Origin of the sequence: Pseudomonas taiwanensis DSM 21245, from assembly GCF_000425785.1 — a bacterium.
Lineage (GTDB): Bacteria > Pseudomonadota > Gammaproteobacteria > Pseudomonadales > Pseudomonadaceae > Aquipseudomonas > Aquipseudomonas taiwanensis.
The window spans coordinates 518,278-539,056 of the sequence record NZ_KE384450.1 but is presented as its reverse complement, the minus strand read 5'-3'; the positions used below and the strand labels follow the sequence as shown (position 1 = coordinate 539,056).

At 64.3% G+C, this 20,779-nt stretch carries 22 protein-coding genes; 10 read left to right on the top strand and 12 right to left on the bottom strand.

Features of this window, described 5'->3' with window-relative positions:
- The first annotated feature begins 141 nt into the window (after positions 1 to 141).
- Complete coding sequence (locus H620_RS0121375) at positions 142 to 834, top strand: FadR/GntR family transcriptional regulator (RefSeq protein WP_023378586.1); 693 nt, start codon at positions 142 to 144, stop codon at positions 832 to 834.
- Positions 835 to 843: 9 nt separating this feature from the next.
- On the opposite strand, the gene H620_RS0121370 is transcribed toward H620_RS0121375, so the two are convergent.
- The 4 genes from H620_RS0121370 to H620_RS0121355 form a co-directional block, all read right to left on the bottom strand.
- Complete coding sequence (locus tag H620_RS0121370; RefSeq protein WP_027908006.1) at positions 844 to 1,854, bottom strand: zinc-dependent alcohol dehydrogenase family protein; 1,011 nt, start codon at positions 1,852 to 1,854, stop codon at positions 844 to 846.
- A 128-nt stretch (positions 1,855 to 1,982) separates the two neighbouring features.
- Positions 1,983 to 2,573, bottom strand: coding sequence for an HAD family hydrolase (locus H620_RS0121365; RefSeq protein WP_027908005.1), 591 nt, complete (start codon positions 2,571 to 2,573; stop codon positions 1,983 to 1,985).
- A complete protein-coding gene (gene tesB, locus H620_RS0121360; protein WP_023378583.1) occupies positions 2,570 to 3,439 on the bottom strand; it encodes an acyl-CoA thioesterase II in 870 nt (289 codons plus the stop codon). Before tesB ends, H620_RS0121365 begins: the two co-directional genes overlap by 4 nt.
- A 95-nt stretch (positions 3,440 to 3,534) precedes the next feature.
- Entirely contained in the window at positions 3,535 to 4,104 is a 570-nt protein-coding gene (locus tag H620_RS0121355) for a GNAT family N-acetyltransferase (protein ID WP_023378582.1), read from the bottom strand.
- Between the two features lie 163 nt (positions 4,105 to 4,267).
- Here H620_RS0121355 and pmrG point away from each other — a divergent pair, with 163 nt between their 5' ends.
- The 3 genes from pmrG to H620_RS0121340 all read left to right on the top strand — a co-directional run bounded on the left by pmrG (position 4,268) and on the right by H620_RS0121340 (position 7,347).
- On the top strand, positions 4,268 to 4,957 hold the full coding sequence (pmrG, locus tag H620_RS0121350) for a lipopolysaccharide core heptose(II)-phosphate phosphatase PmrG (protein ID WP_023378581.1): 690 nt from the start codon (positions 4,268 to 4,270) through the stop codon (positions 4,955 to 4,957).
- 75 nt (positions 4,958 to 5,032) lie between these two features.
- The gene (locus H620_RS0121345; protein WP_023378579.1) at positions 5,033 to 5,947 is read left to right on the top strand and encodes a histone deacetylase family protein; all 915 of its coding nucleotides are present in this window, start codon (positions 5,033 to 5,035) and stop codon (positions 5,945 to 5,947) included.
- A 149-nt stretch (positions 5,948 to 6,096) separates the two neighbouring features.
- Positions 6,097 to 7,347, top strand: coding sequence for a TIGR03862 family flavoprotein (locus tag H620_RS0121340; RefSeq protein WP_027908004.1), 1,251 nt, complete (start codon positions 6,097 to 6,099; stop codon positions 7,345 to 7,347).
- A gap of 45 nt (positions 7,348 to 7,392) precedes the next feature.
- Here H620_RS0121340 and rhlE1 read toward each other — a convergent pair whose 3' ends face one another.
- Together rhlE1 and yedA are read right to left on the bottom strand one after the other, a co-directional pair.
- Entirely contained in the window at positions 7,393 to 8,724 is a 1,332-nt protein-coding gene (rhlE1, locus tag H620_RS0121335) for an RNA helicase RhlE1 (protein ID WP_027908003.1), read from the bottom strand.
- A gap of 56 nt (positions 8,725 to 8,780) precedes the next feature.
- Entirely contained in the window at positions 8,781 to 9,701 is a 921-nt protein-coding gene (yedA, locus tag H620_RS0121330) for a drug/metabolite exporter YedA (RefSeq protein ID WP_027908002.1), read from the bottom strand.
- A 151-nt stretch (positions 9,702 to 9,852) separates the two neighbouring features.
- On the opposite strand from yedA, the gene H620_RS0121325 reads away from it, so the two are divergent.
- Positions 9,853 to 10,311, top strand: a complete 459-nt coding sequence (locus H620_RS0121325; protein WP_027908001.1) for an Lrp/AsnC family transcriptional regulator — start codon at positions 9,853 to 9,855, stop codon at positions 10,309 to 10,311.
- 2 nt (positions 10,312 to 10,313) lie between these two features.
- Here the strand turns inward: H620_RS0121325 and H620_RS0121320 are convergent, their stop codons facing one another.
- Both H620_RS0121320 and H620_RS0121315 read right to left on the bottom strand, forming a co-directional pair.
- Positions 10,314 to 10,793, bottom strand: coding sequence for a LabA-like NYN domain-containing protein (locus tag H620_RS0121320; RefSeq protein WP_023378574.1), 480 nt, complete (start codon positions 10,791 to 10,793; stop codon positions 10,314 to 10,316).
- A 63-nt stretch (positions 10,794 to 10,856) separates the two neighbouring features.
- Positions 10,857 to 11,600, bottom strand: a complete 744-nt coding sequence (locus H620_RS0121315; protein ID WP_027908000.1) for a DUF2076 domain-containing protein — start codon at positions 11,598 to 11,600, stop codon at positions 10,857 to 10,859.
- Between the two features lie 155 nt (positions 11,601 to 11,755).
- On the opposite strand from H620_RS0121315, the gene H620_RS0121310 reads away from it, so the two are divergent.
- Complete coding sequence (locus H620_RS0121310; protein ID WP_027907999.1) at positions 11,756 to 12,412, top strand: YciC family protein; 657 nt, start codon at positions 11,756 to 11,758, stop codon at positions 12,410 to 12,412.
- 43 nt (positions 12,413 to 12,455) lie between these two features.
- Here the strand turns inward: H620_RS0121310 and hrpB are convergent, their stop codons facing one another.
- A complete protein-coding gene (gene hrpB, locus H620_RS0121305; protein WP_027907998.1) occupies positions 12,456 to 14,984 on the bottom strand; it encodes an ATP-dependent helicase HrpB in 2,529 nt (842 codons plus the stop codon).
- 118 nt (positions 14,985 to 15,102) lie between these two features.
- Between hrpB and H620_RS0121300 the strand changes: the two genes are divergently transcribed.
- Together H620_RS0121300 and H620_RS0121295 are read left to right on the top strand one after the other, a co-directional pair.
- Positions 15,103 to 15,522: a hypothetical protein gene (locus H620_RS0121300; RefSeq protein WP_023378570.1), complete on the top strand. Its 420-nt coding sequence runs from the start codon at positions 15,103 to 15,105 to the stop codon at positions 15,520 to 15,522.
- Positions 15,523 to 15,547: 25 nt separating this feature from the next.
- Positions 15,548 to 16,417, top strand: coding sequence for a cation diffusion facilitator family transporter (locus tag H620_RS0121295; protein WP_023378569.1), 870 nt, complete (start codon positions 15,548 to 15,550; stop codon positions 16,415 to 16,417).
- Between the two features lie 69 nt (positions 16,418 to 16,486).
- Here H620_RS0121295 and H620_RS0121290 read toward each other — a convergent pair whose 3' ends face one another.
- The gene (locus tag H620_RS0121290; RefSeq protein ID WP_027907997.1) at positions 16,487 to 17,326 is read right to left on the bottom strand and encodes a DUF6515 family protein; all 840 of its coding nucleotides are present in this window, start codon (positions 17,324 to 17,326) and stop codon (positions 16,487 to 16,489) included.
- Between the two features lie 395 nt (positions 17,327 to 17,721).
- Between H620_RS0121290 and H620_RS0121285 the strand changes: the two genes are divergently transcribed.
- Both H620_RS0121285 and H620_RS0121280 read left to right on the top strand, forming a co-directional pair.
- Positions 17,722 to 18,198, top strand: a complete 477-nt coding sequence (locus tag H620_RS0121285; RefSeq protein ID WP_016712159.1) for an Lrp/AsnC family transcriptional regulator — start codon at positions 17,722 to 17,724, stop codon at positions 18,196 to 18,198.
- 19 nt (positions 18,199 to 18,217) lie between these two features.
- Positions 18,218 to 18,421 carry a DUF2788 domain-containing protein gene (locus H620_RS0121280; RefSeq protein WP_023378567.1) on the top strand — a complete coding sequence of 68 codons (204 nt, stop codon included), beginning with the start codon at positions 18,218 to 18,220 and terminating at the stop codon, positions 18,419 to 18,421.
- Positions 18,422 to 18,493: 72 nt separating this feature from the next.
- Here the strand turns inward: H620_RS0121280 and H620_RS0121275 are convergent, their stop codons facing one another.
- Together H620_RS0121275 and amn are read right to left on the bottom strand one after the other, a co-directional pair.
- Positions 18,494 to 19,129, bottom strand: coding sequence for a pseudouridine synthase (locus H620_RS0121275; protein ID WP_027907996.1), 636 nt, complete (start codon positions 19,127 to 19,129; stop codon positions 18,494 to 18,496).
- A gap of 6 nt (positions 19,130 to 19,135) precedes the next feature.
- Positions 19,136 to 20,599 carry an AMP nucleosidase gene (gene amn, locus H620_RS0121270; RefSeq protein ID WP_023378565.1) on the bottom strand — a complete coding sequence of 488 codons (1,464 nt, stop codon included), beginning with the start codon at positions 20,597 to 20,599 and terminating at the stop codon, positions 19,136 to 19,138.
- Positions 20,600 to 20,779: the final 180 nt, after the last annotated feature.

Here is a 20,779-nt window from a genome sequence, read left to right as displayed (position 1 = left end):
AATACAAGCTGCAAAAAGCCTAAATTGCGCGATATTCGTTAAAACAGCGGCAAGACCACTCCGTCTTCGATACAAAAAATCTGCAAAAAATATTTCGATGCATTATCTTGTCATACAAGTTAACGGCTACCAGGAAAACCCATGGACACCCACTCCCGTGGCCACAGCCGCGCCCACGACCTGGTTTCGAGCCTGACCCAACACATTCTGCTGGGCACCTTCCAGCCCGGTGACAAGCTGCCCTCAGAAAACACGCTCGTGCGCGAGCATGGCGTCAGCCGCACGGTGGTACGCGAGGCTTTGTCGAAGCTACAGGCGTCGGGACTGGTGGAGCCACGCCACGGGATCGGCACCTTCGTGATCGAGCGCCAGGCCCAGGCGGGCTTGCGGGTGGCGGCAGAGAACGCCGCCAGTGTGCGCGACCTGTTGGAGTTGAGAATCGGCCTGGAAGGCCAGGCCGCCGCCCTCGCCGCCCTGCGCCGCAGCGACGAGCACCTGAAGCGCATGCGCCAGGCGCTGGACGACTACCAGGACTTGGCAGCGGCCGGCGACAGCTGCATCGAGCCCGACCGGCGTTTCCACCTGCTGATTGCCGAAGCCACTGGCAACCTGTACTTCACCGAGATGATGATGCAGTTGGGCAATGGCATGATCCCGCGCAACCGCATGGCCCTGAACGAGCGTTCGGGCGCCAACCTGGCTCGCCATGCCTACCTGGCCAACCTCGAACACGAGGCCATCCTCAATGCCATTCGGCGCAAGGACCCGGATGCGGCGCGGGCGGCGATCTGCTTGCACCTGTCCAACAGCCGGGACCGTTTGTTGCCGGACTGACCGAACGGGTTACCAGGTCAGGCAGATCTTGCCGAAATGGCGATTGCTCTCCTGGTAGCGAAACGCATCGACGATCTGCTCCAGTTCGAAGTGCTTGTCTACCACAGGCCGCAGGCCATTGGCATCGATCGCCCGGACCATCGCCTGTTGCTGCGCCCGGCTGCCCACCAGCACGCCCTGCAGGCGGATCTGCCGTACCAGCGCCTGCACCAGCGGCAACTGCCCTGCCACACCGGTGAGGATGCCGATCAGCGAGATATGCCCGCCGATCCGTGCGGCGATCATCGACTGCTCCAGGGTCGCAGGGCCGCCCACTTCGATGACGTGATCGACACCCCGGTTGTCGGTGAGCTGGCGCACCTGCTCGCCCCAGGCGGGGGTGGTGCGGTAGTTGATCAGGTGGTTGGCGCCCAGCGACTTGAGGCGTTCGAGCTTGGCGTCGCTGGATGAGGTGGCGATGACCGTCGCGCCGGCCAACTTGGCGAATTGCAGGGCGAAGATCGACACCCCACCGGTGCCTTGCACCAGCACCGTGTCACCGGGCTTGAGGTGGTCATCGCTCATCAGCGCACGCCAGGCGGTGAGGCCGGCGGTGGTCAGCGTGGCGGCTTCGGCATGGCTGTAGCCTTTGGGGGCCAGGGTGAAGGCGGTGGCACGGGCGGTCACGTGTTCGCGGGCGTAACCGTCGATGCCATCACCGGGGACGCTGGCGAAGCCTTCGACCTGGGCCTGGCCGTCGAGCCAGCCTGGGAAGAAGGTGCTGACCACAGCATCGCCGACCTTGAATTCATCGACACCCGCGCCGACCGCAACCACGTCGCCCGCGCCATCGGCCATGGGAATACGCCGCTCGCTCGGCCCCCACATGCCGCTGACCACGGCGAAGTCATGGTAGTTGAGGGAGCTGGCGTGCAGGCGCACGGTGATCTCGCCGGCCTTTGGTGCCGGGGCCTCGCAGGTGCCGACCTGGACCTTGTCGTAGCCGCCGCCGGGTTGGACGTAGATGGCCTTGCTGCTCATGGCTGGAACTCCTTGGATGGGGAAGCAGAACAGGAGCTTAGCCAGCAATGGCGGCGGTGTCTGTAATGGCCCCATCGCCGGCGGACGCCGCGCAGCCCCAGGCGGATTGTCCGTTGGCGACAGGCCCTTCAGCCCAACAGGCTGCGCAACGCGTGGCAGTCGGCGGCATGCCAGTCGGCAAGCTCAGGCCAGGGGTTGTCCGGCAGGTTCACCAACACCGTTCGCGCGCCCGCTGCGCGCCCGCAATCGAGGTCGAAACGATAGTCCCCGACCATCACCAGCTCGCCCGGGGCCACGCCCCACGCATCAGCGATCTTCAACAAGCCATCTGGGCTGGGCTTGGGCGCGGCCTCGTCACGCCCGAGGATGTGCTCGACTGCAAAGCAGTCCGCCAAACCGATCGCTTCCAGGGTCACATGCGCCAGCTCCCGGGCATTACGGGTCAGAATACCCAGCCGGCAGCCACGCGCGGCCAGCTCACGCACCAGCTCCACCGCGCCGCTCGCGGCCGTGGAGGCAATGGCCAGGTCACGCTCGTGCTCCAGCAGCCAGGCATGCTTGGCTGCCGCCTCCGCTGCTGGCAACGCCGCCAGATGGGTGAGGATGTCATGCTCGGCAGGAATCTCCAACGCCTCGCGGATGGCCGCGAAATCGTGCACCGCCACGGTGAGCGTGCCGTCCATGTCGAACACCCAGTTGCGAATCTCGGCGAGGCTCATGCCCAGTCCTTGCGGTGACGAATCAGACCTTCCTGGGTGGAGGACGCCACCAACTGACCGGCGCGGTTGTAGATGCTGCCACGGCAGAAACCACGGGAGTTACCAGCCCACGGGCTGTCGGTGGCGTACAGCAGCCATTCATCGGCGCGCAGGTTACGGTGGAACCACAGCGCGTGGTCGAGGCTGGCGATCTGCATATCCTTCTGCCACACCGACTTGCCATGGGGCTGCAGCGAGGTGGTCAGCAGGCCGAAGTCCGAGGCATAGGCCAGCAGGTACTTGTGCAGCGCCGGGGTGTCCGGAAGGCTGCCGTCGGCGCGGAACCAGGCGTACTTGACCGGGTCGCCAGCCTTGGGATTGAACGGGTCGCGCTCGGTGACCGGGCGGATTTCGATCGGTTTGGCACACAGCACCTTCTCGCGAATGCGCTCGGGCAGGTGATCGGCCATGGTGCGCGCCAGCTCGACTTCACTGGGCAGATTCTCGGGGCCCACCACATCAGGCATCTGTGCCTGGTGCTCGAAGCCCTCCTCGTCGTACTGGAACGAGGCACTGCAGGTAAAGATGGTCTGGCCCTTCTGGATCGCCGTCACCCGGCGCGTGCTGAAGCTGCCGCCGTCGCGCACGCGGTCGACCGAATAGACCACCGGCAGGCTGGCATCGCCCGGCCGCAGGAAGTAGCCATGCAGCGAATGCACATGGCGCGCATCCTCGACCGTCTGGCTGGCCGCCGACAACGACTGGCCCAGTACCTGACCACCGTACAGCTGGCGGAAGCCCAGGTCCTGGCTGCGTCCGCGGAACAGGTTTTCCTCGATCGACTCGAGGCTCAACAGGTCGACCAGGTCGTCCAACACATGGCTCATCGGGGGTTCTCCTAGCAAGGCATCACAGCTCTTCGGCGCGCTCATCGGGGTAAATGATACAGGGTTTGTCATCGGCACCGCGCATGGCCAACCATTCAGCCGCGCAGGGTCTGCTCCCAGTGCGCTCGGTCGATGCGATACAGCACATGGGGGCGCAAAGGGTGACCTGCGGGTAGGCGGGGGTGTTCGAAACTGCCAGAAACGTCCTGCACCATGCCAATGGCCTGCATGACTTTCTGCGACGGCAGGTTGCCCTCGGTAGTGAACGACACCACTTCATCCAGGCGCAATTGGGCGAAAGCACAACGCAGGCACGTCCAGGCCGCCTCGCTGGCGAAACCCAACCCCCAGTGCCGCCGCGCCAGGCGCCAGCTTATCTCGACGGCCGGGGCGAAGGGGGCGTCGAAATTGACGTTGAGTAGGCCAGTCATGCCGATGAAGGCACCACTGTCCTTGCGCTCGAGCGCCCACAGGCCAAAGCCGTATTCGTTGAAGTGACCACGGATCCGTCCGATCAAGGCTGCCGCTTCCAGGCGCGTCATGGGGGCAGGGAAATAACGCATCACCTGCGGGTCCGCGCACAGGGCGGCGAACTCACGCAAGTCGTCGTCGTGCCATTGACGCAGCACCAGACGTGCGCTTTCCAGATGCAGGATAGGGGTCATCGATGAGGCTCCGGTTTCACGGTCTTGCAGTTTAAAGCGTAGGCGCGGCCAGGGCGCCTTGAATGCAATTTTCACAACCCCTTCACCGCCTCCCGACAGCACGCTTTCCAGAATGCCGGCATCCAACGCCGCGCCTGGCGCGGTCATGCCATCGGAGTGACGCATGCAGTCGAGCAACACACTGGAAGCCCCTATCGCCCACACCCAACGCAAGCGAAGTGGACGCCTGCGCACGCTTCTCGGTGCCGCCTTCGGCCTGTGCCTGATACTGGCGGCGTTGAGCACCTGGCTGGCAACGAGGACGCATATCGTGGACCTTGGCAACGAACAACAGTTAAGTGACAGCGGCCTACTGCAGGACTGGGCCGAGGGTGCGGTGATCGTCATGGTCCGCCATGCCGAACGCTGCGACAGCGCCCCCGGCCCGTGCCTGGACGACCCCACCGGCATCACCGTGGCCGGCAGTGAGGCCGCCACCCGCGTCGGCCAGGGCTTGCAACACCTGGGGCTGGCCAACGCTGACATGCTCAGCAGCCCCAAGCTGCGCACACGCCAGACGGCTCATTTCATTCTTGGCCAAGCCGTGCCCAGCGAAGATTGGCTGGAGCGCTGCGACCGCTCGTTCGTCGACGATGCGCTGGCTCGCAAGCGCCCAGGCCACAACCTGGTGCTGGTCACCCACAATGGTTGCATCGACCATTTCCAGCGCGCGCAGAAGGTGGCTGGCGGCGAGCGTGACAGCGGATACGCCAGCGCCCTGTTCGTTTCGGTGGACAGCACCGGCAAGGCAAGGATCCTGGGGCGCATGAACGCGCCGGACTGGCAGCGGGTACTGGCCACGACCGAGCGGTAGCCTTGCAACGCTGGCATTGGCAACGACACGGCAACTGCTGGCAAGATGGCCGCTGGCCCTGAATGCGAACCTGCCATGCCGTTGCCGTTGATCTACCACGAAGACTACAGCCCGGAATTTCCCCCCGAGCACCGCTTCCCGATGGACAAGTTCCGCCTGTTGCACGATCACCTGATCGACAGCGGACTGACCACCGACCAGGCGCTGCTGCGTCCGGAAATCTGCCCGAACGACGTCCTCGCCCTGGCCCATGACAGGGGCTACATCGAGCGCTACATGAGTGGCGAACTGTCTCGCGAAGACCAGCGCCGTCTTGGCTTGCCATGGAGCGAGGCCCTGGCTCGGCGGACCGTGCGCGCCGTCGGCGGGTCGCTGCTCACCGCCGAAATGGCGCTGCGCCATGGGGTGGCCTGTCACCTGGCCGGCGGCACCCACCATGCCCACTATGACCACCCCGCCGGCTTCTGCATTTTCAACGACCTGGCGGTGATCAGCCGTTACCTGCTGGAGGCTGGGCGCGTGCACCGGGTCCTGATCTTCGACTGCGACGTGCATCAGGGCGACGGCACCGCGCGCATTCTCCATGACACCCCCGATGCCATCACCGTGTCGCTGCACTGTGAACAGAACTTCCCGGCCCGCAAGGCGCAAAGCGACTGGGACATCCCGTTGCCCCGAGGCATGGGCGACGCTGCGTACCTGAAGGTGGTGGACGATGCCCTCAACTACCTGTTACCGCTGTACCAGCCCGACCTCGTGCTGTACGACGCTGGGGTGGATGTGCACAAGGACGATGCCTTGGGTTACCTGCAACTGACCGATGAGGGCCTGGCTGCGCGTGACGAACAGGTCCTGCGCCATTGCCTGGGCCGCGATATCCCGGTGGTGGGCGTCATCGGTGGCGGCTACAGCAAGGACCGTCTGGCCCTGGCCAAGCGCCACGGGATCCTTCACCACAGCGCTGCGAAAGTCATCGGTTGTTCACAATGACTGTGGAACCGCTTGTGGATAACCTGCGGGAAAGCGGCTGCAGCCCTCTGAACACCTGGCGTACAAGGTACTGATCATTTTTTGTTCAGTGCCGCCACAGGCCTGCCTGCGGTAGAATGCGCGCTCTTTTCCACAGCCTGCCCCCCACCATGCCCGATCTACACCCTGCCTCCCCTCCCCTGGTCGCCGTCATTGGCGCCGGCCCCGCTGGCTTGATGGCCGCCGAAGCCCTGGCCCAGGCCGGCCTCGCCGTGGAGGTGTTCGACGCCATGCCTTCGGTGGGTCGCAAGTTCCTGCTGGCGGGCGTGGGTGGCATGAACATCACCCATTCCGAGGCTTACCCGGCCTTCGTTTCGCGCTACGCCGAACGCCAGGGTGAGGTCGACGCCCTGCTGCACGACTTCGATGCCGATGCTTTGCGCCAGTGGATCCACGGCCTGGGCATCGAGACCTTCGTCGGCACGTCGGGCCGTGTCTTCCCCCGCGACATGAAAGCCGCGCCACTGCTGCGTGCCTGGCTCAAGCGCCTGCGCGACAGTGGCGTGGTTATCCACACCCGCCATCGCTGGCTGGGCTGGAACGATGACGGCAGCCTGCGGATTGCTTATCCACAGGGCGAACTGAGTGTACGCGCCAGTGCGGTAGTCTTGGCGTTGGGTGGTGGTAGCTGGGCACGCCTGGGCTCGGATGGCAGCTGGCAGCCGCTGCTGGCCGCCCGGGGTGTGGATATCTCGCCGCTGCAACCGAGCAACTGTGGCTTTGAAGTCGCAGGCTGGAGTGCATTGCTCAAGGACAAGTTCGCCGGCGCACCACTGAAGAACATCGCCCTCAGCGTGCCTGGCAGTGCGCCGCGCAAGGGCGAATTCATTCTTACCGCCCAGGGTGTCGAGGGCAGCCTGGTGTATGCCTGGTCGGCGCCGGTTCGCGAGGCGATCAACCGTGATGGCCGAGCAACGTTGCGACTCGACCTGCTGCCCGACCGGCCTGTGGATAAAATCGCTTTTGCCCTGGCCAAGCCACGAGGCTCGCGTTCCATGGCCAAGCACTTGCACAGCCAATTGGGGCTCGACGGCGTGAAAGCCGCCTTGCTGCGCGAACTGACCGACCAGGCCACCTTTGCCGACCCACAAGCGTTGGCACAGGCGATCAAGGCATTGCCCATCGAGTTGCTGCGTCCACGGCCGCTGGATGAAGCGATCAGCAGCGCCGGCGGCGTGCGCTTCGAGGGGCTGGATGAGGGGTTGATGATCAAGCAACTACCCGGCGTGTTTTGTGCCGGAGAGATGCTGGACTGGGAGGCCCCGACCGGGGGCTACCTGTTGACGGCGTGCTTTGCCAGCGGGCTGCGAGCGGGGCGCGCTGCGGCACAGTGGTTGGCCCATCCCAAACCCGCACGGTAGGCGCCGGCTCACCGGCGATTGGGCCGCAATGCGGCCCCGACCACCTCAAGGCTTACGCTTACGCGGCCCACTGTTGAAACTCGGCACCTTGCGTACTGCCTTGACCGGGGCTTCCGAGGCGCCAGACTCGGCACTGTCCATCCACCGTCCCAACCCACGCTTGGCGCTGTTCTCTTTCGGCTTCTTGGGCTTCTTCGGCTTCTTGATCACCTGGCCGCTGGCATCGGTCATCGGCACCCGGTGATCGGGGATGAAGTCCGGCTCTTCATGACGCGGTAGGGTCTGGCGGATCAAGGTTTCAATGCTGGCCAGCAGTTGCACTTCGTCGGCACACACCAGCGAAATGGCCTCGCCCTTGTTGCCCGCCCGGCCGGTGCGGCCGATGCGGTGCACATAGTCTTCGGCCACGATCGGCAGGTCCAGGTTGACCACCAGTGGCAGGTCGTCGATGTCGAGGCCGCGCGCCGCCACATCGGTGGCCACCAGCACCTGAATCTCGCGGGCCTTGAAACTGTCCAGCGCACGCTGGCGCGTGGCTTGTGGCCGGTCACCATGAATGCCATCGGCGTTCACGCCCTCGCCCATCAGACGCTCCACCAATTGGTCGACACCGTTACGGGTCTTGGCGAACACCAGCACTTGCTTCCAGCGTTGCTTGCGCAGCAGATGGCAGAACAGGTCGGCCTTGCGCTTCTTGTCCACCGGCACCAGCCACTGCTTGACCGTCGAAGCCGTGGTGTTGCGCGGGCTGACCTCGATGCTCAGCGGATCGTTCAGGGCCAGGCCCGCCAACATGCGGATCTGGTCGGAGAAGGTGGCGGAAAACAGCAGGGTCTGGCGCTTGCGCGGCAAGGCGGCATACACCGCCTGCAGTTCCTCGGCGAACCCCAGGTCGAGCATTCGGTCGGCTTCGTCGAGCACCAGGGTCTGCACTTGTGCGAACTTCACCGCATTCTGACGGAACAGGTCCAGCAGTCGCCCTGGGGTTGCCACCAACAGGTCGACACCCCGGCGCAGGCGCATCATCTGCGGGTTGATGCTGACACCGCCATACACCGCATAGGTGCTCAGCGGCAGGTTTTCGGCATACTCACGGATATTGGCATGCACCTGCTCGGCCAGTTCACGGGTCGGCACCAGCACCAGCGCTCGGATCGAGTTGCTGGCGACTTTTTCCCCTTCGAGGGCCAGGCGCTGCAACACCGGCAGGGCAAAACCCGCGGTCTTGCCGGTACCGGTCTGGGCCGCGGCCATCAGGTCGCGGCCGGCCAGCACGGCGGGAATGGCCTTGGCCTGGACTGGGGTCGGAGTGTTGTAGTCCAGGTGCTGCAACGTGCGCAGCAAGGGTTCGATCAGGCCGAGTTTGGCGAAATTCATGGCAATACCGTCAGGGGGGTTCAGCGAAGGCGGCAAGTTTACCGCAACACCCCACCCTACTTGCAGATTTCGCCTTTCAACGGCTGCACGGGCTGCGGCGGCCTGCGCCACTGTGGCAGGCCGATCAGCACTACCGCGCCAATGATCACCGCCATGGCCAGGCATTCTTCGGCGCCAATGGTCTCACCGGCAAAGACGATGCCGAGCAACACCGCAACTGCCGGATTGACATAGGCATAGCTGGTCGCTGCCGCCGGACGTACGTGCTTGAGCAGGTACATGTAGGCACTGAAGGCCAGGATCGAGCCGAAGAACACCAGGTAGGCAAGCGCGCCCCAACCGGCTGCGGTGGGCATCTGCGTCAAGCGCTCGCCGCTCAGGGCACTGCCCAGCAGCAATACCGCGCCGCCGACCAGCATCTCGGCGGCACTGGCCATCGCGCCCTGGGGCAAGGGCAGTTTTTTGCTCCACACCGAGCCGAACGCCCAGGCCGCCGCCGCGAACAGGATGAGTGCCGCGCCCATGGGGCTGGCTTGCAGGTTCGACCCCAGGTTCAGCAGCCCGATACCGACCAGGCCAAGGACGATCCCCGCCCACTCCAACCGCGAGTTGCGGTGACCGAACAGCAGCCCGAACAGCAAGGTGAAGAGGGGCACGGTGGCGACCGCCAAGGCCGCCACACCCGATGCAACCCCGGCATGCTCGGCCAGGGTCACACCGCCATTGCCGCAACTGAGCAACAGAAAGCCGATGGCGCCTGCCGCACGCCACTGCGTCCAGCTCGGTGCCGGCACCCCACGCCAGCGCAGGAAGCCATACAACAGGCTACCGGCAATCAAAAATCGCACCCCGGCCATGAGCATCGGCGGCCAGGTTTCGACACCGATGCGGATGAACAGGTAGGTGGAACCCCAGACCAGATACAAGGCCAGGAAGGCACCAATGAGCAACCAGGGAAGGCGACGGGAGGCAGGCATGGAAAAAGACTCGAAATCCGTTTACGGGTGACTTAGTTTAGAAAGGCTTCCGTGCAAACTTAAGTTACAAAACACGTTTAACACGCCCTTACACTTTGCAATGAACGTTTGTTCGGCCATTTTGCCGTTGAATGCAAAGCAGGAACCTCAGATGGACAAATACGACCGCATGCTGCTCGCCGCCCTGCTCGAAAACGGACGGGCCACCTACGCACAACTGGCTCGCCAGGTAAATCTTTCGGCGCCGGCGGTCGCGGAAAGGGTGGCCAAGCTTGAAGCCACAGGGGTCATCTCTGGCTACACGGCCAAGGTCAACCTGGCCAAGATCGGCCTGCCGATACAGTGCGTGATCGAATTGCGGCTGGCCAGCCATGGCAATCAACAGAGCTACGACGAGCTGGCCCGCATACCCGAGCTGACCGAGTGCCACCGGGTGACCGGCGACCCTTGCGTGATCATGCAGGCTGCCGTGGGTTCGATGCTTGAACTGGAAGCGTTGATCAACCGCGTTTCGCAGCTGGGTTTCAGCAAGACCTCGATCATTCTGTCCAGCGCGGTGGAACGGCGGGTGCCGCTGGATCACCTGCAGAGCAATGGCAAGAAAAGCTGAGTTCAATGGCGCAGCAACAGGCGCCCCTCGATAGGTACGTAGCGGCTGGCGGCGCGAATCAGCGACAACGCGGTCAGCCCTGGCACGCCATAGACCACCGCCTCGGTGCCATGGCGCTGGATCACGCGCTCGAGCAACAGGTCGAAATCGCCATCGCCTGAGGCCAGCACCACTTGGTCGACACGGCTGGCGGCATCGATCACATCCAGGGTGATACCCACGTCCCAGTCGCCCTTGGCCGAGCCATCGCTGCGCTGGATGAAGGGTTTGAGACGTACATCGAAACCGAGGTTGCGCAGGATCTGCTGAAATTGCTGTTGTTTGGTGTCGCCACGGTCGATGGCGTACGCCACAGCTTCGACGATCTCGCCCTCGCGACACACATCGGCCCATAGCGCGGTGTAATTGAAGTGGCAACCGTAGGCCTGGCGCACGGTGTAGTAGAGGTTCTGCACATCGGCGAACAGCGCGATCTTCTTCACGACTCACTCTCGGCAGGAAGGGGCGCAACGCACCCCTGAAATGCCGCCAGTATGCCAGACCGGTCAGACGAAGGTGTCGTCGTCGGAGAAGAACCCGCCGTCATCGCTGCCATAGTCGGTATCCGCATACCCCCCCTGATCAGCGCCCCAGCCACCGTTGTCGGCGACCTGCCGAGGCTCGGAAGCGTCGTTCCAACCACCGTTGTCGCTGGCCGGGGCCGGTTCTTCCTTGATCACCTCGACCACCTCATCCGGCTGCGAGTGATGGTTGAACAGGCTGCTGATGCCCTGTGCCAGCAAGACGCCGCCCGCCACACCGGCCGCGGTCTGCATGGCACCGCCGAGGAAGCTGCTGGCACCACTGCGGGCCGGGGCTGCACCGAAACCTGGCTGCTGCACAGGGGGCTGGGAGAACCCAGGTGCGGACGGCTCGCGCCAGCCGCCTCCACCGGAAGCAGGCGCTGCTGGGCGTTGAGGTTGCTGAACCGGCTCTGGGTTGCGTGTGCCTGCGCCGAAGATGCTGGACAGGAAACCACCGCTGCTGCTGTTGCTGCTGCGGGTTGCCTCAAGCTGGGCACGGGCTTGCTTGAGTTCGGCTTCGAGCTGTTTGTTCTGCTCGTCCAGGCGCTTGATCGCAGCCTCCTGGACCAGAATGGCCTGGGCCATGTAGTAAGGCGCGGCCGGTTGCTGTCGCAGGTGGTCCTCGATGCGCGCCTGGGCCTGGGCATCGCGAGGCTGGCTCGGGTCCTCGGCTTGCTTGATGCGACCGAACAGGCCGTCGATCAGGGTTTGTTCTTCAGTGTTCATGGAGCTACCTCATGGGGGAGCAGGACATCGGATGTGTCAAAGATGGGGCGCGTAACCAGAGGATTCAATCATCGAGACGGTGAAACATTTTTTAGCAACTGGCCGCTCTGGGCTAAAGTAAGGCCCCTGCTTCTACAGCCATGCGATGTTGACTGATGAATCCGCTGAGCGTTCTGCGCGACTCCCTGTACTTCTTCCGCCGCCACTTGCAGAGCATCATTGCGCTGTGCCTGCCACTGGTGGTGCTCGAAGCCCTGCTGACTCAACTGCTGTACCGGCAAATGGGCGAGCAGGCCTCACCTGCCTACGGCATGCTGGTCAGTCTTCTGTTCTACCCGCTCTACAGCGCGGCGCTGATCCTCTACCTGGACACCCGCAGCAACGGCCAGGACATCCCCAAGCGCAACCTGTTCGCCCGCGCCGTGCAGCTGTGGCCGCAACTGGCGCTGCTGATCCTGATCAGCTCGCTGCTGATCATGGCGGGCCTGGCGCTGTTCATCTTCCCGGGCGTGTGGATCATGATCAACCTGGTGTTCGCCGAGTACCTGCTGGTTCTGCGCGGCCTGCCAGTGGTGCAAGCGATGCGCGAAAGCGCGCGGATGACCACCGGCCATTTCATGCGCATCATGATCTGCGTGGTGGGCGTGCTGGCGCCGATCTGGCTGATCGATGGCACGCTGCTGATGGCCATTGCAGAGCCTTCGCCGGCCGCCAAGCTGGCCATGGACAGCCTCAGCGGGTTCTTGCAACTGTTCAGCACCGTGGTGCTCTACCGCCTGTTCATGCTGCTCGAAGGCGAAGCTGGCGTGTGATACCTGACCGGCACCGCCCATTTCAGCAACGGTGCCGGCGCTGTCACGTGCCGCGTGGTTTGGCCCGCGCCGTGGCCTCGGCCACCAGCGGGTCATCCGGCCAGTAGTGCTTCGGGTAACGTCCTTTCAAGTCTTTCTTCACTTCGGCATAGGTCGTGCGCCAGAAGTTGGCCAGATCCTGAGTGACCTGCACCGGTCGGCGCGCGGGTGACAGCAAGTGCAGCTTCACCTGCAGGCGTCCTTGCGCAAGACGTGGCGTATCCGCCAAGCCAAAAAGCTCTTGCAGGCGCACGGCGAGAATCGGCGGGTACTCGCTGTAATCGAGCCTGATGTTCGAACCCGAAGGCACTGTCAGCGATTGCGGCGCCAGCTCATCCAGACGTTGCGGCAACGGCCAGGGCAGCAGGTTGCGCAGGATCGAGGACACATCCAGCGCGGCAAAATGGCTCAGCCGCGACACGTTGCCCAGGTACGGCTGCAGCCAGACATCGAGGCTCGCCAACAATGCCTCGTCGCTCAGATCAGGCCATTCGCTTTGGCCGTCCTGCGCGAGATCGAGCTGGCGCAACAACGCAATACGCGCCTGCCACTGGCGCAGTTCCGGCGTCCAGGTCAGCAGGTTGAGGCCTTTGCGTCGCACCAAACCGAGCAGGGCCTTGGTTCGCGCCTCTTCATCCAAACCAGGCAAGGGTTCGCGACTGAGTACCAGTTCGCCCACTTTGCGCTGACGCTCGGCACGCAAAACGTTCTCCCGCTCGTCCCAGTCAAGGATATCGAGGACATCGACCTGCTCGGCCAGCACGCCGTCCAACAGCGCCGGGTCGAACTCGGCCGCCAGGTAGATGCGCTCTTCCCGCTGCCCCTGACGGCTGCCCAGGTCGGCGATCACCAGCCATGGACACTTCATCAGAGCATCGACCTCGGCGAACAGCGCTGCGCGGCCATTGGCCAGGCGATACTCGGCACCGCCCTCGCGGCGCTGCTGAGCGACCCGATCGGGATAGGCCAGCGCCAACAGCGCACCGAGCCAACGAGGATGATCAGGGTCGGTAACCGCCGCTGCGGCCTTGCCGCGCAACAGCCCCCGGTACTGACGGGCCAGCTGGCGCGCACGCTGCACGCCCCCTTGGCTGTCACGACCGGCCTTGGCCTCGCCGCTGACCAGCGCCAGTCGGCTGTGCAAGTCGGCGCCAGCCCCGCGCTGGATATCGCGCTCGCCCAGCAAGGCGGCGACATCGCAGGCCATGTCGGCCAACCCCAGGCTCTGCCCGCGCAACAGCAGGTGCGCAATGCGCGGGTGGGCAGGCAGCTCGACCATGGCCTGGCCGTGCTCGCTGAGATGATCGCGGCTGCCCGGCTTGAACGCGCCCAGCCGTGCCAGCAGGTCCCGGGCTTGAGCGAACGCAGCAGTCGGCGGCTGGTCGAGCCAGCGCAGTTGCCCTGGTTCAACCCCCCATCGCGCCAGTTGCAGGGCCAGGCCTGCCAGGTCGGCCTGAAGAATTTCGGCACTGCCGTGGGCCGCCAGCTGGTCGTGCTGGGCTTCGGACCACAGTCGGTAGCACACCCCCGGCTCCAGACGTCCAGCCCGCCCGGCACGTTGGGTGGCACTGGCCCGCGAGATGCGCTGCGTGTCCAGGCGCGTCATGCCACTGCCTGGGTCGAAACGCGGGACGCGTGCCAGGCCGGCGTCGATGACCACGCGCACACCGTCGATGGTCAGACTGGTTTCAGCGATATTGGTGGCCAGCACCACCTTGCGCTGGCCTTTGGGCGCAGGGTCGATGGCCGCACGCTGGGCGTTGAGGTCGAGTTCGCCGTGCAATGGGCACAGCAGGATCTCGGGACGTTCGCCGAGGGCATCGCGAAGGCTCTGGTTGACACGTCGAATCTCGGCCTGACCGGGCAGGAACACCAACAGGCTGCCGGTCTGGTCCGCCAAGGCCTGGAGCACACTGTCCACAACCCGTGGCTCGATGAATTCACCGGGTTGGAACGGGCGCCCCCAATGGATATCCACAGGGTGCATGCGACCCTCGCTGCTGACCACCGGCGCATCGTCCAGCAGCCGCGACAAGCGTTCGCCTTCCAAGGTCGCGGACATCAGCAGGATCTTCAGCGGCGGCTCGTCGCGCAGCAGTTCGCGGCCGCTGAGGCTCAGCGCCAGGGCCAGGTCGGCGTCCAGGCTGCGTTCGTGGAACTCGTCGAAAATCAGCAAGCCCACCCCGTCCAGCGCCGGGTCAGCCTGCAGGCGCCGCGTGAGGATACCTTCGGTGACCACTTCGATGCGGGTATGGGGGCCCACCTTGCTGTCCAGCCGGATGCGATAGCCCACGGTTTCCCCGACCTTCTCGCCCAGCTCGCTGGCCAGGCGCTCGGCCGCCGCACGGGCGGCCAGGCGACGGGGTTCGAGCATGAGGATGGTCTGGCCGGCCAGCCAAGGTTCGTCCAGCAACGCCAAGGGTACCCGGGTGGTCTTGCCCGCACCGGGAGGCGCTTCGAGCACCGCTTCGTCACGGTTTTCCAGCGCCCGGCGCAGGGCGGGCAAGACAGCATCGATTGGTAATGAAATCATGGTGGTCCTCGAACAATCGTCCGAGTATAACGGCGAACCGAGCCTGCTCTATCATGGTCTTAGCATCAGGTGCTGGCGTAACGCCTAGCCTTGCAGTACACCTTTTTCGGAGATTCACATGCGTATCCCTTCCCGCGTCATTGGCAGCGTACTCATCGCCACCCTGCTGACCCAGCTGACGGCCTGTGGCACGCTGTTCTACCCTGACCGTCGCGGCCAGATCGAAGGCAAGATCGACCCTGTGGTCGCCGCGCTCGATGCCATCGGTATCCTGTTCTATGTCATTCCTGGCCTGATCGCCTTCGGCGTGGACTTCGCCACCGGTGCCATCTATTACCCCGGCGGCACCACGGCCCAGGTCGCGCCGGAGAAACTGCGCCAAGCCGTTACGCCCGACGGCAAGGTCGACAACCTCAAGCTGCAGGCCATTCTCGAAAGCGAGCTGGGCCAGCGCTTGCCGCTGAACGACCCGCGCTTGATCCAGCACCGTGGCAGCGTCGAGCAACTGGCCGCTTACGGCCTGGTCCCGGCCGCCTGAACCACACAAGGACATCGCCTCCGGCATGATCACCCCGGCTGAACACCAACGCCTGCTGCGCCTGGCTACCCGCGCCTCATTGGCCGTGGCCAGCATCCTGGTCCTGAGCAAGGCGGTCGCCTGGTGGCTCAGCGGCTCGGTGAGCCTGCTGGCGGGCTTGACCGACTCGGCGCTGGACGCCGTCGCCTCGTTCCTCAACCTGCTGGCCGTGCACTACGCTTTGCGCCCGGCCGATGACGACCACCGTTTCGGCCATGGCAAGGCCGAAGCCCTGGCCGGCATGGCCCAGGCATTGTTCATCGGTGGCAGCGCGGTGCTGATCGCGGTGCAAGCGGTCGAGCGCCTGCAGACACCGCAGCCTCTGGGCGACACCAGCATCGGCATCGCCGTGATGTTGCTGTCGCTGGTACTGACCGTGGCGTTGCTGGCCTTGCAGCACAAGGTCATCCGCCTGACCGGCTCCACGGCCGTACGCGCCGATTCGCTGCACTACCGCTCTGACCTGCTGCTCAATGGCAGCATCCTGCTGGCCCTGGTGCTGGCCCGCTTCGGCTGGCCACAAGTGGATGCGCTGTTCGGCCTCGGCATCGCGGTATACATCCTTTGGAGCGCGCTGCAGATTGCCCGGGAGAGCACGGCGATCCTCATGGACCAGGAGCTGCCTGCGGATGTCGCCGAAGGCATGGCCGAACAAGTGCTGGCGGTGCCTGGGGTAAAAGGCGTGCATGACCTGCGCACGCGTATGTCAGGCAACCAATGGTTCGTGCAACTGCATCTGGAGCTGCCCGGGGAACTGCCGCTGCACGAGGCACATGCATTGTGCGTGGCAGCATCTGCGGCGATCCGCCAGCGGTATCCGAAGGCGGATGTGATGGTGCATGCGGACCCTGTCTGAGCCCCCTATCGCCAACGGGTGCGGCAGCCGGCTGGCCGGCGATAGGGTCTATCCAGGCGACACACAGCCTCAGTTGATGCTGTATCCCCGCCCACTCAGACAAGCGCCCAGCGCACGTCGGTAGGTGTCCGCCACGTTGGCGGCGGGCGCATAGCTGGCGTTCGCGGGGTCGAACCCCGACTGGCTTACGGCCCAGCGGTGGCACTGGTAGCGATCCTGATCCTGCTGCTCCTGCCCCTGGCCATACATCGGGTAGGCCACCACGTCATAACCGTTGGCGGCGGGCACTACCGGTGCAGGCCTGGCCACAGGCGGGTTGACCACTACATATTCGCGGCTATCGGCCAGGTACTGGTAATAGGTATCGGCCACCAGGAAGAACAACGCCCCGCCCAGCCATACTTCGCGGGCGTAAGGCGGCAGGTAATCGACCCGCACACCATACGGCGGGGTCACCACGATATAGCGGCCCCCATGAGGGCGATACCAGTAACCGCCAGAGTAGAAGTAATCCTGCCCACGGTAGGGCACCTTCCAGTAACGGTCGGGGAAGCGGTCTACCGTATGCCCAGGGCGGTACTGCGGCCCAGGCCCCCAGCCATTGCCATGCCCGTCCGGACGCCCATGCCAGTCGCCCCCAGGCCGCTGACCTGGGCCACCCGCCTCCCACGAACGCACCTCGCCATTGCGACGCGGGATGTCCTGGTAGTAACCCTGTCGCGCTGGTTGAGTTTGACGCACTTCGTCGCGCGAGTTGAGCGCACGGCCTGGGGCGCCACCATTGGCGCCTTGCTGGGGGGTGTCGCCCTGACCGCCATAGCCCTCGCCCGGCCCTTGGGCCAAAGCGCCCAAGCTGATGCCCAGCCCCAACACACCAACACCTGCCAACTGCCAGATGCGCGACTTCATGTTGTTCCTCTCGGTGAATGCACTGCACTGGCCGCCAGTCTACCGCGCCCATGGCAAGGGCAGATGAAAAACGCAGGCATGAAAAAAGGGAGGCCGCTGGGCCTCCCTTTGGGAATTGTCGTCCGTGCTCGGTGCTTGTGGCACCGGCTCACCTCACATCGTCTTCTGGACGGTGTGTAGCCCGGGGGCCTGGCGGATCCTGTTGGATGGCTGGCCGCGACCGCCCGCCTAGGGCGCGTCGCCGTGGACTCATGTCCGGGCAGTGATTCTGTGAGTAACGATACGGGAGACGGTGCAGCAGATGATTGCGAAGATTGCTCGGATAAATAGCACTTGCGCAATTTTTCACCCTGGATTGATAATTCATCGCAATCTGAACAGAAAAGGCCTTTCCCATGAGCAAGCTTGACCGCTACGACCTGAGCATCCTCGCCGAATTGCAGCGTGACGCACGCATCTCCAACCAGGAGCTGGCAGAACGTATCGGTCTTTCGCCCTCCCCATGCTCGCGTCGGGTCAAGCAACTGGAAGACGACGGCTATATCTCGCGCCAGGTCGCCCTGCTCGACCGCAAGAAACTCGGCCTGAGCCTGACTGCCTATGTATTGATCGGCATGGACCGTCACACCCCGGAGCGTTTCGAAACCTTCGAAGCCGCCATCCGCAACCTGCCCCAGGTGCTGGAATGCAGCCTGGTCACGGGAATGGACGCTGACTATCAACTGAAGGTCGTGGTGCCCGACATGGACCATTACCAGAAGTTGCTCCTAGGCAGCCTGACCCGTATCGAAGGCGTCACCAGCGTGCGTTCGAGCTTCGTGCTCAACCAGGTGCTGGCCAGCACCGAAATGCCGCTGACCCACCTGCGCTGATCGCAACAGGAGAAAACAGATGGATCCGGCTGTATTTGAAGAGTGGATGATGATCGTCCTGGTGACCGTGCTGATCGGTTTCATGGGCTTCATCGTCTGGGACCTGGCCAAGAAATCCAAGGCGGGGCGTTTTGGTACGCTGATTCTGTTCTTCGTGTTGGGCCTGGGTGTACTGGCCTTCATCATCAAGAGCGTGGTGGTGGGGTTTCTGGAGGGGGTTTAGCGGTTTGGCGGAGCTCAGCGCCGGCAAGCCAGCTCCTGCAGGGGCGGTGTTGCCCCTGCCGACGGCGCTGGGTTAGCGCACGAGCTTTGGCGCCACCTCGCGCCAGCAGCCCTGGTCCAGGCCATCCAAGGTCCAGTCACCAATACGTACCCGCACCAGACGCAAGGTAGGCAGCCCTACCGCTGCCGTCATCCGCCGCACCTGGCGGTTGCGCCCCTCGCGAATCACCAGCTCCAGCCAACTGGTCGGCACGCTCTTGCGAAACCGCACCGGCGGATTGCGCGGCCACAGATCAGGCTCATCCAGGCGCCGCGCTTGTGCTGGCAAGGTGGGCCCGTCGTTGAGTTCCACGCCGTCGCGCAGCCGCTGCAATTGCTCGTCGCTCGGCTCGCCTTCGACCTGCACCCAATAGGTTTTGGCCAACTTGTGCTTCGGATCGGCGATGCGCGCTTGCAGTCCACCGTCGTTGGTCAGCAGCAGCAGGCCTTCACTGTCACGATCCAGCCGCCCGGCTGGATAGACGCCCGGGATGTCGATGTAGTCCTTGAGGGTGGCACGCCCTTCGCCGTCACTGAACTGGGTCAGCACGTCGAACGGCTTGTTGAACAGGATCAGGCGGGGCTCGGCCGGCGGCGCCTTGGGTTGGCGACGGGGACCGGCAGGCCGCGCCGAGGGGCGGCGCGGCTTGGAACGGGGTGGCAGGGGCATGGATCCTCAGCGGAACGGCGGCTCATCGAAGCTGCGCAGTTTACGCGAGTGCAACGAATTGAGCTCGGTACGCAACAGATCGAGGGCAGCGATGCCGATTTTGAGGTGCTGACTGACGGCGCGGTTGTAGAAGGCATTGGCCGAGCCAGGCAATTTGATCTCGCTGTGCAGCGGCTTATCCGAAACACACAGCAAGGTGCCGTACGGCACACGCAGGCGGTAGCCCTGGGCGGCGATGGTGCCGCTTTCCATGTCCACCGCCACGGCGCGGGACAGGTTGATCAGCGGACGCTCCTGGGCCCAACGCAGCTCCCAGTTGCGGTCGTCGTAGGTCAGCACGGTGCCGGTGCGCAGGCGCTTCTTCAAGGCCTCGCCACGCTCGCCGGTCACCTGCGCCGCGGCTTCCTGCAGTGCCAGTTGCACTTCCGCCAGGGCCGGAATCGGAATGTTCGGCGGCACGACCCGGTCGAGGATACCGTCGCGGCGCATGTAGGCGTGGGCCAGCACGTAATCGCCGATGGTCTGCGACTGTCGCAGGCCGCCACAGTGGCCAATCATCAGCCAGCAGTGCGGGCGCAGCACCGCCAGGTGGTCGGTGATGTTCTTGGCGTTGGACGGGCCGACACCGATGTTGACCAGGGTGATGCCATCACCATCGCCGGCGATGAGGTGGTAGGCCGGCATCTGGTAACGGTGCCAGACGACGCTGGCGACCAGCGCTTGGGCCTCACCGTGGTCCATGCCCTTCTCGATCACTACATTGCCTGGCAACACCATGCGTACGAAGCGTGGGTCCTCGCGCAATTGCTCCAGGCCGTGGCTGATGAACTGGTCGACATAGCGGTGGTAGTTGGTCAGCAGGATCCACGGCTGCATGTGGCGCCAGTCACTGCCGGTGTAGTGCACCAGGCGGCGCAGCGAGAAGTCGACGCGGGCGGCGTCGAACAGCGCCAGCGGCAGGGTTTCGGCGCTGCCCCAGTCGCACAGGCCGTCAGCGATGTTGTCGGTGGCGGCTGACAGGTCGGTGCTGGGGAATACCCGCGCGAGTTCTGCGGCGGTGATGCCGCTGCCGGCGAGTTCGTCGCCTTGGTCGACCACGTAGGGGTATGGGATGTTCTGTTCGCTGACACCGACTTCCACCGTTACGGTGTAGTCGCTCATCAGCGGGCGCAGCTGTTCCAGGAGGTAGCTTCTGAACGCGGCGGGTTGGGTGACGGTAACGCTGTAGGTGCCGGCTACCTGGACTTTGGCGTAGGCCCGGGTGGTGGCGGCGACTTCGCCATGGCTGTAGTAGGTCAGGCGCAGGGCCGGGTAGCGGAACAAGGCCCGCTCGTCGTCATTGGGCTGGGTACGGTCCTTCAGGTAAAGCTTCAGGGCCTGGCTGAGGGCCCCGGTGGCCTGTTCATGCAAGGCCGCCAGACGATCGACGGCCTGTTCGGGGGTATCAACGACTACAAAAGCTTGGCTCACACTGGGCTTCCTGTCTGGACATGCATGGGAGTCATCTTGCCTACCTTCGCGGGTAATTACATCCCCATTGATCAGGAGTATCTCGCTCTGGCTTGGCTGTCGCTGTGGCTTGGCTGTCGCTCTGGCTGTCGCTGTGGCTTGTGCTCTGGCTGTGCTGTGGCTTGTGCTCTGGCTGTGCTG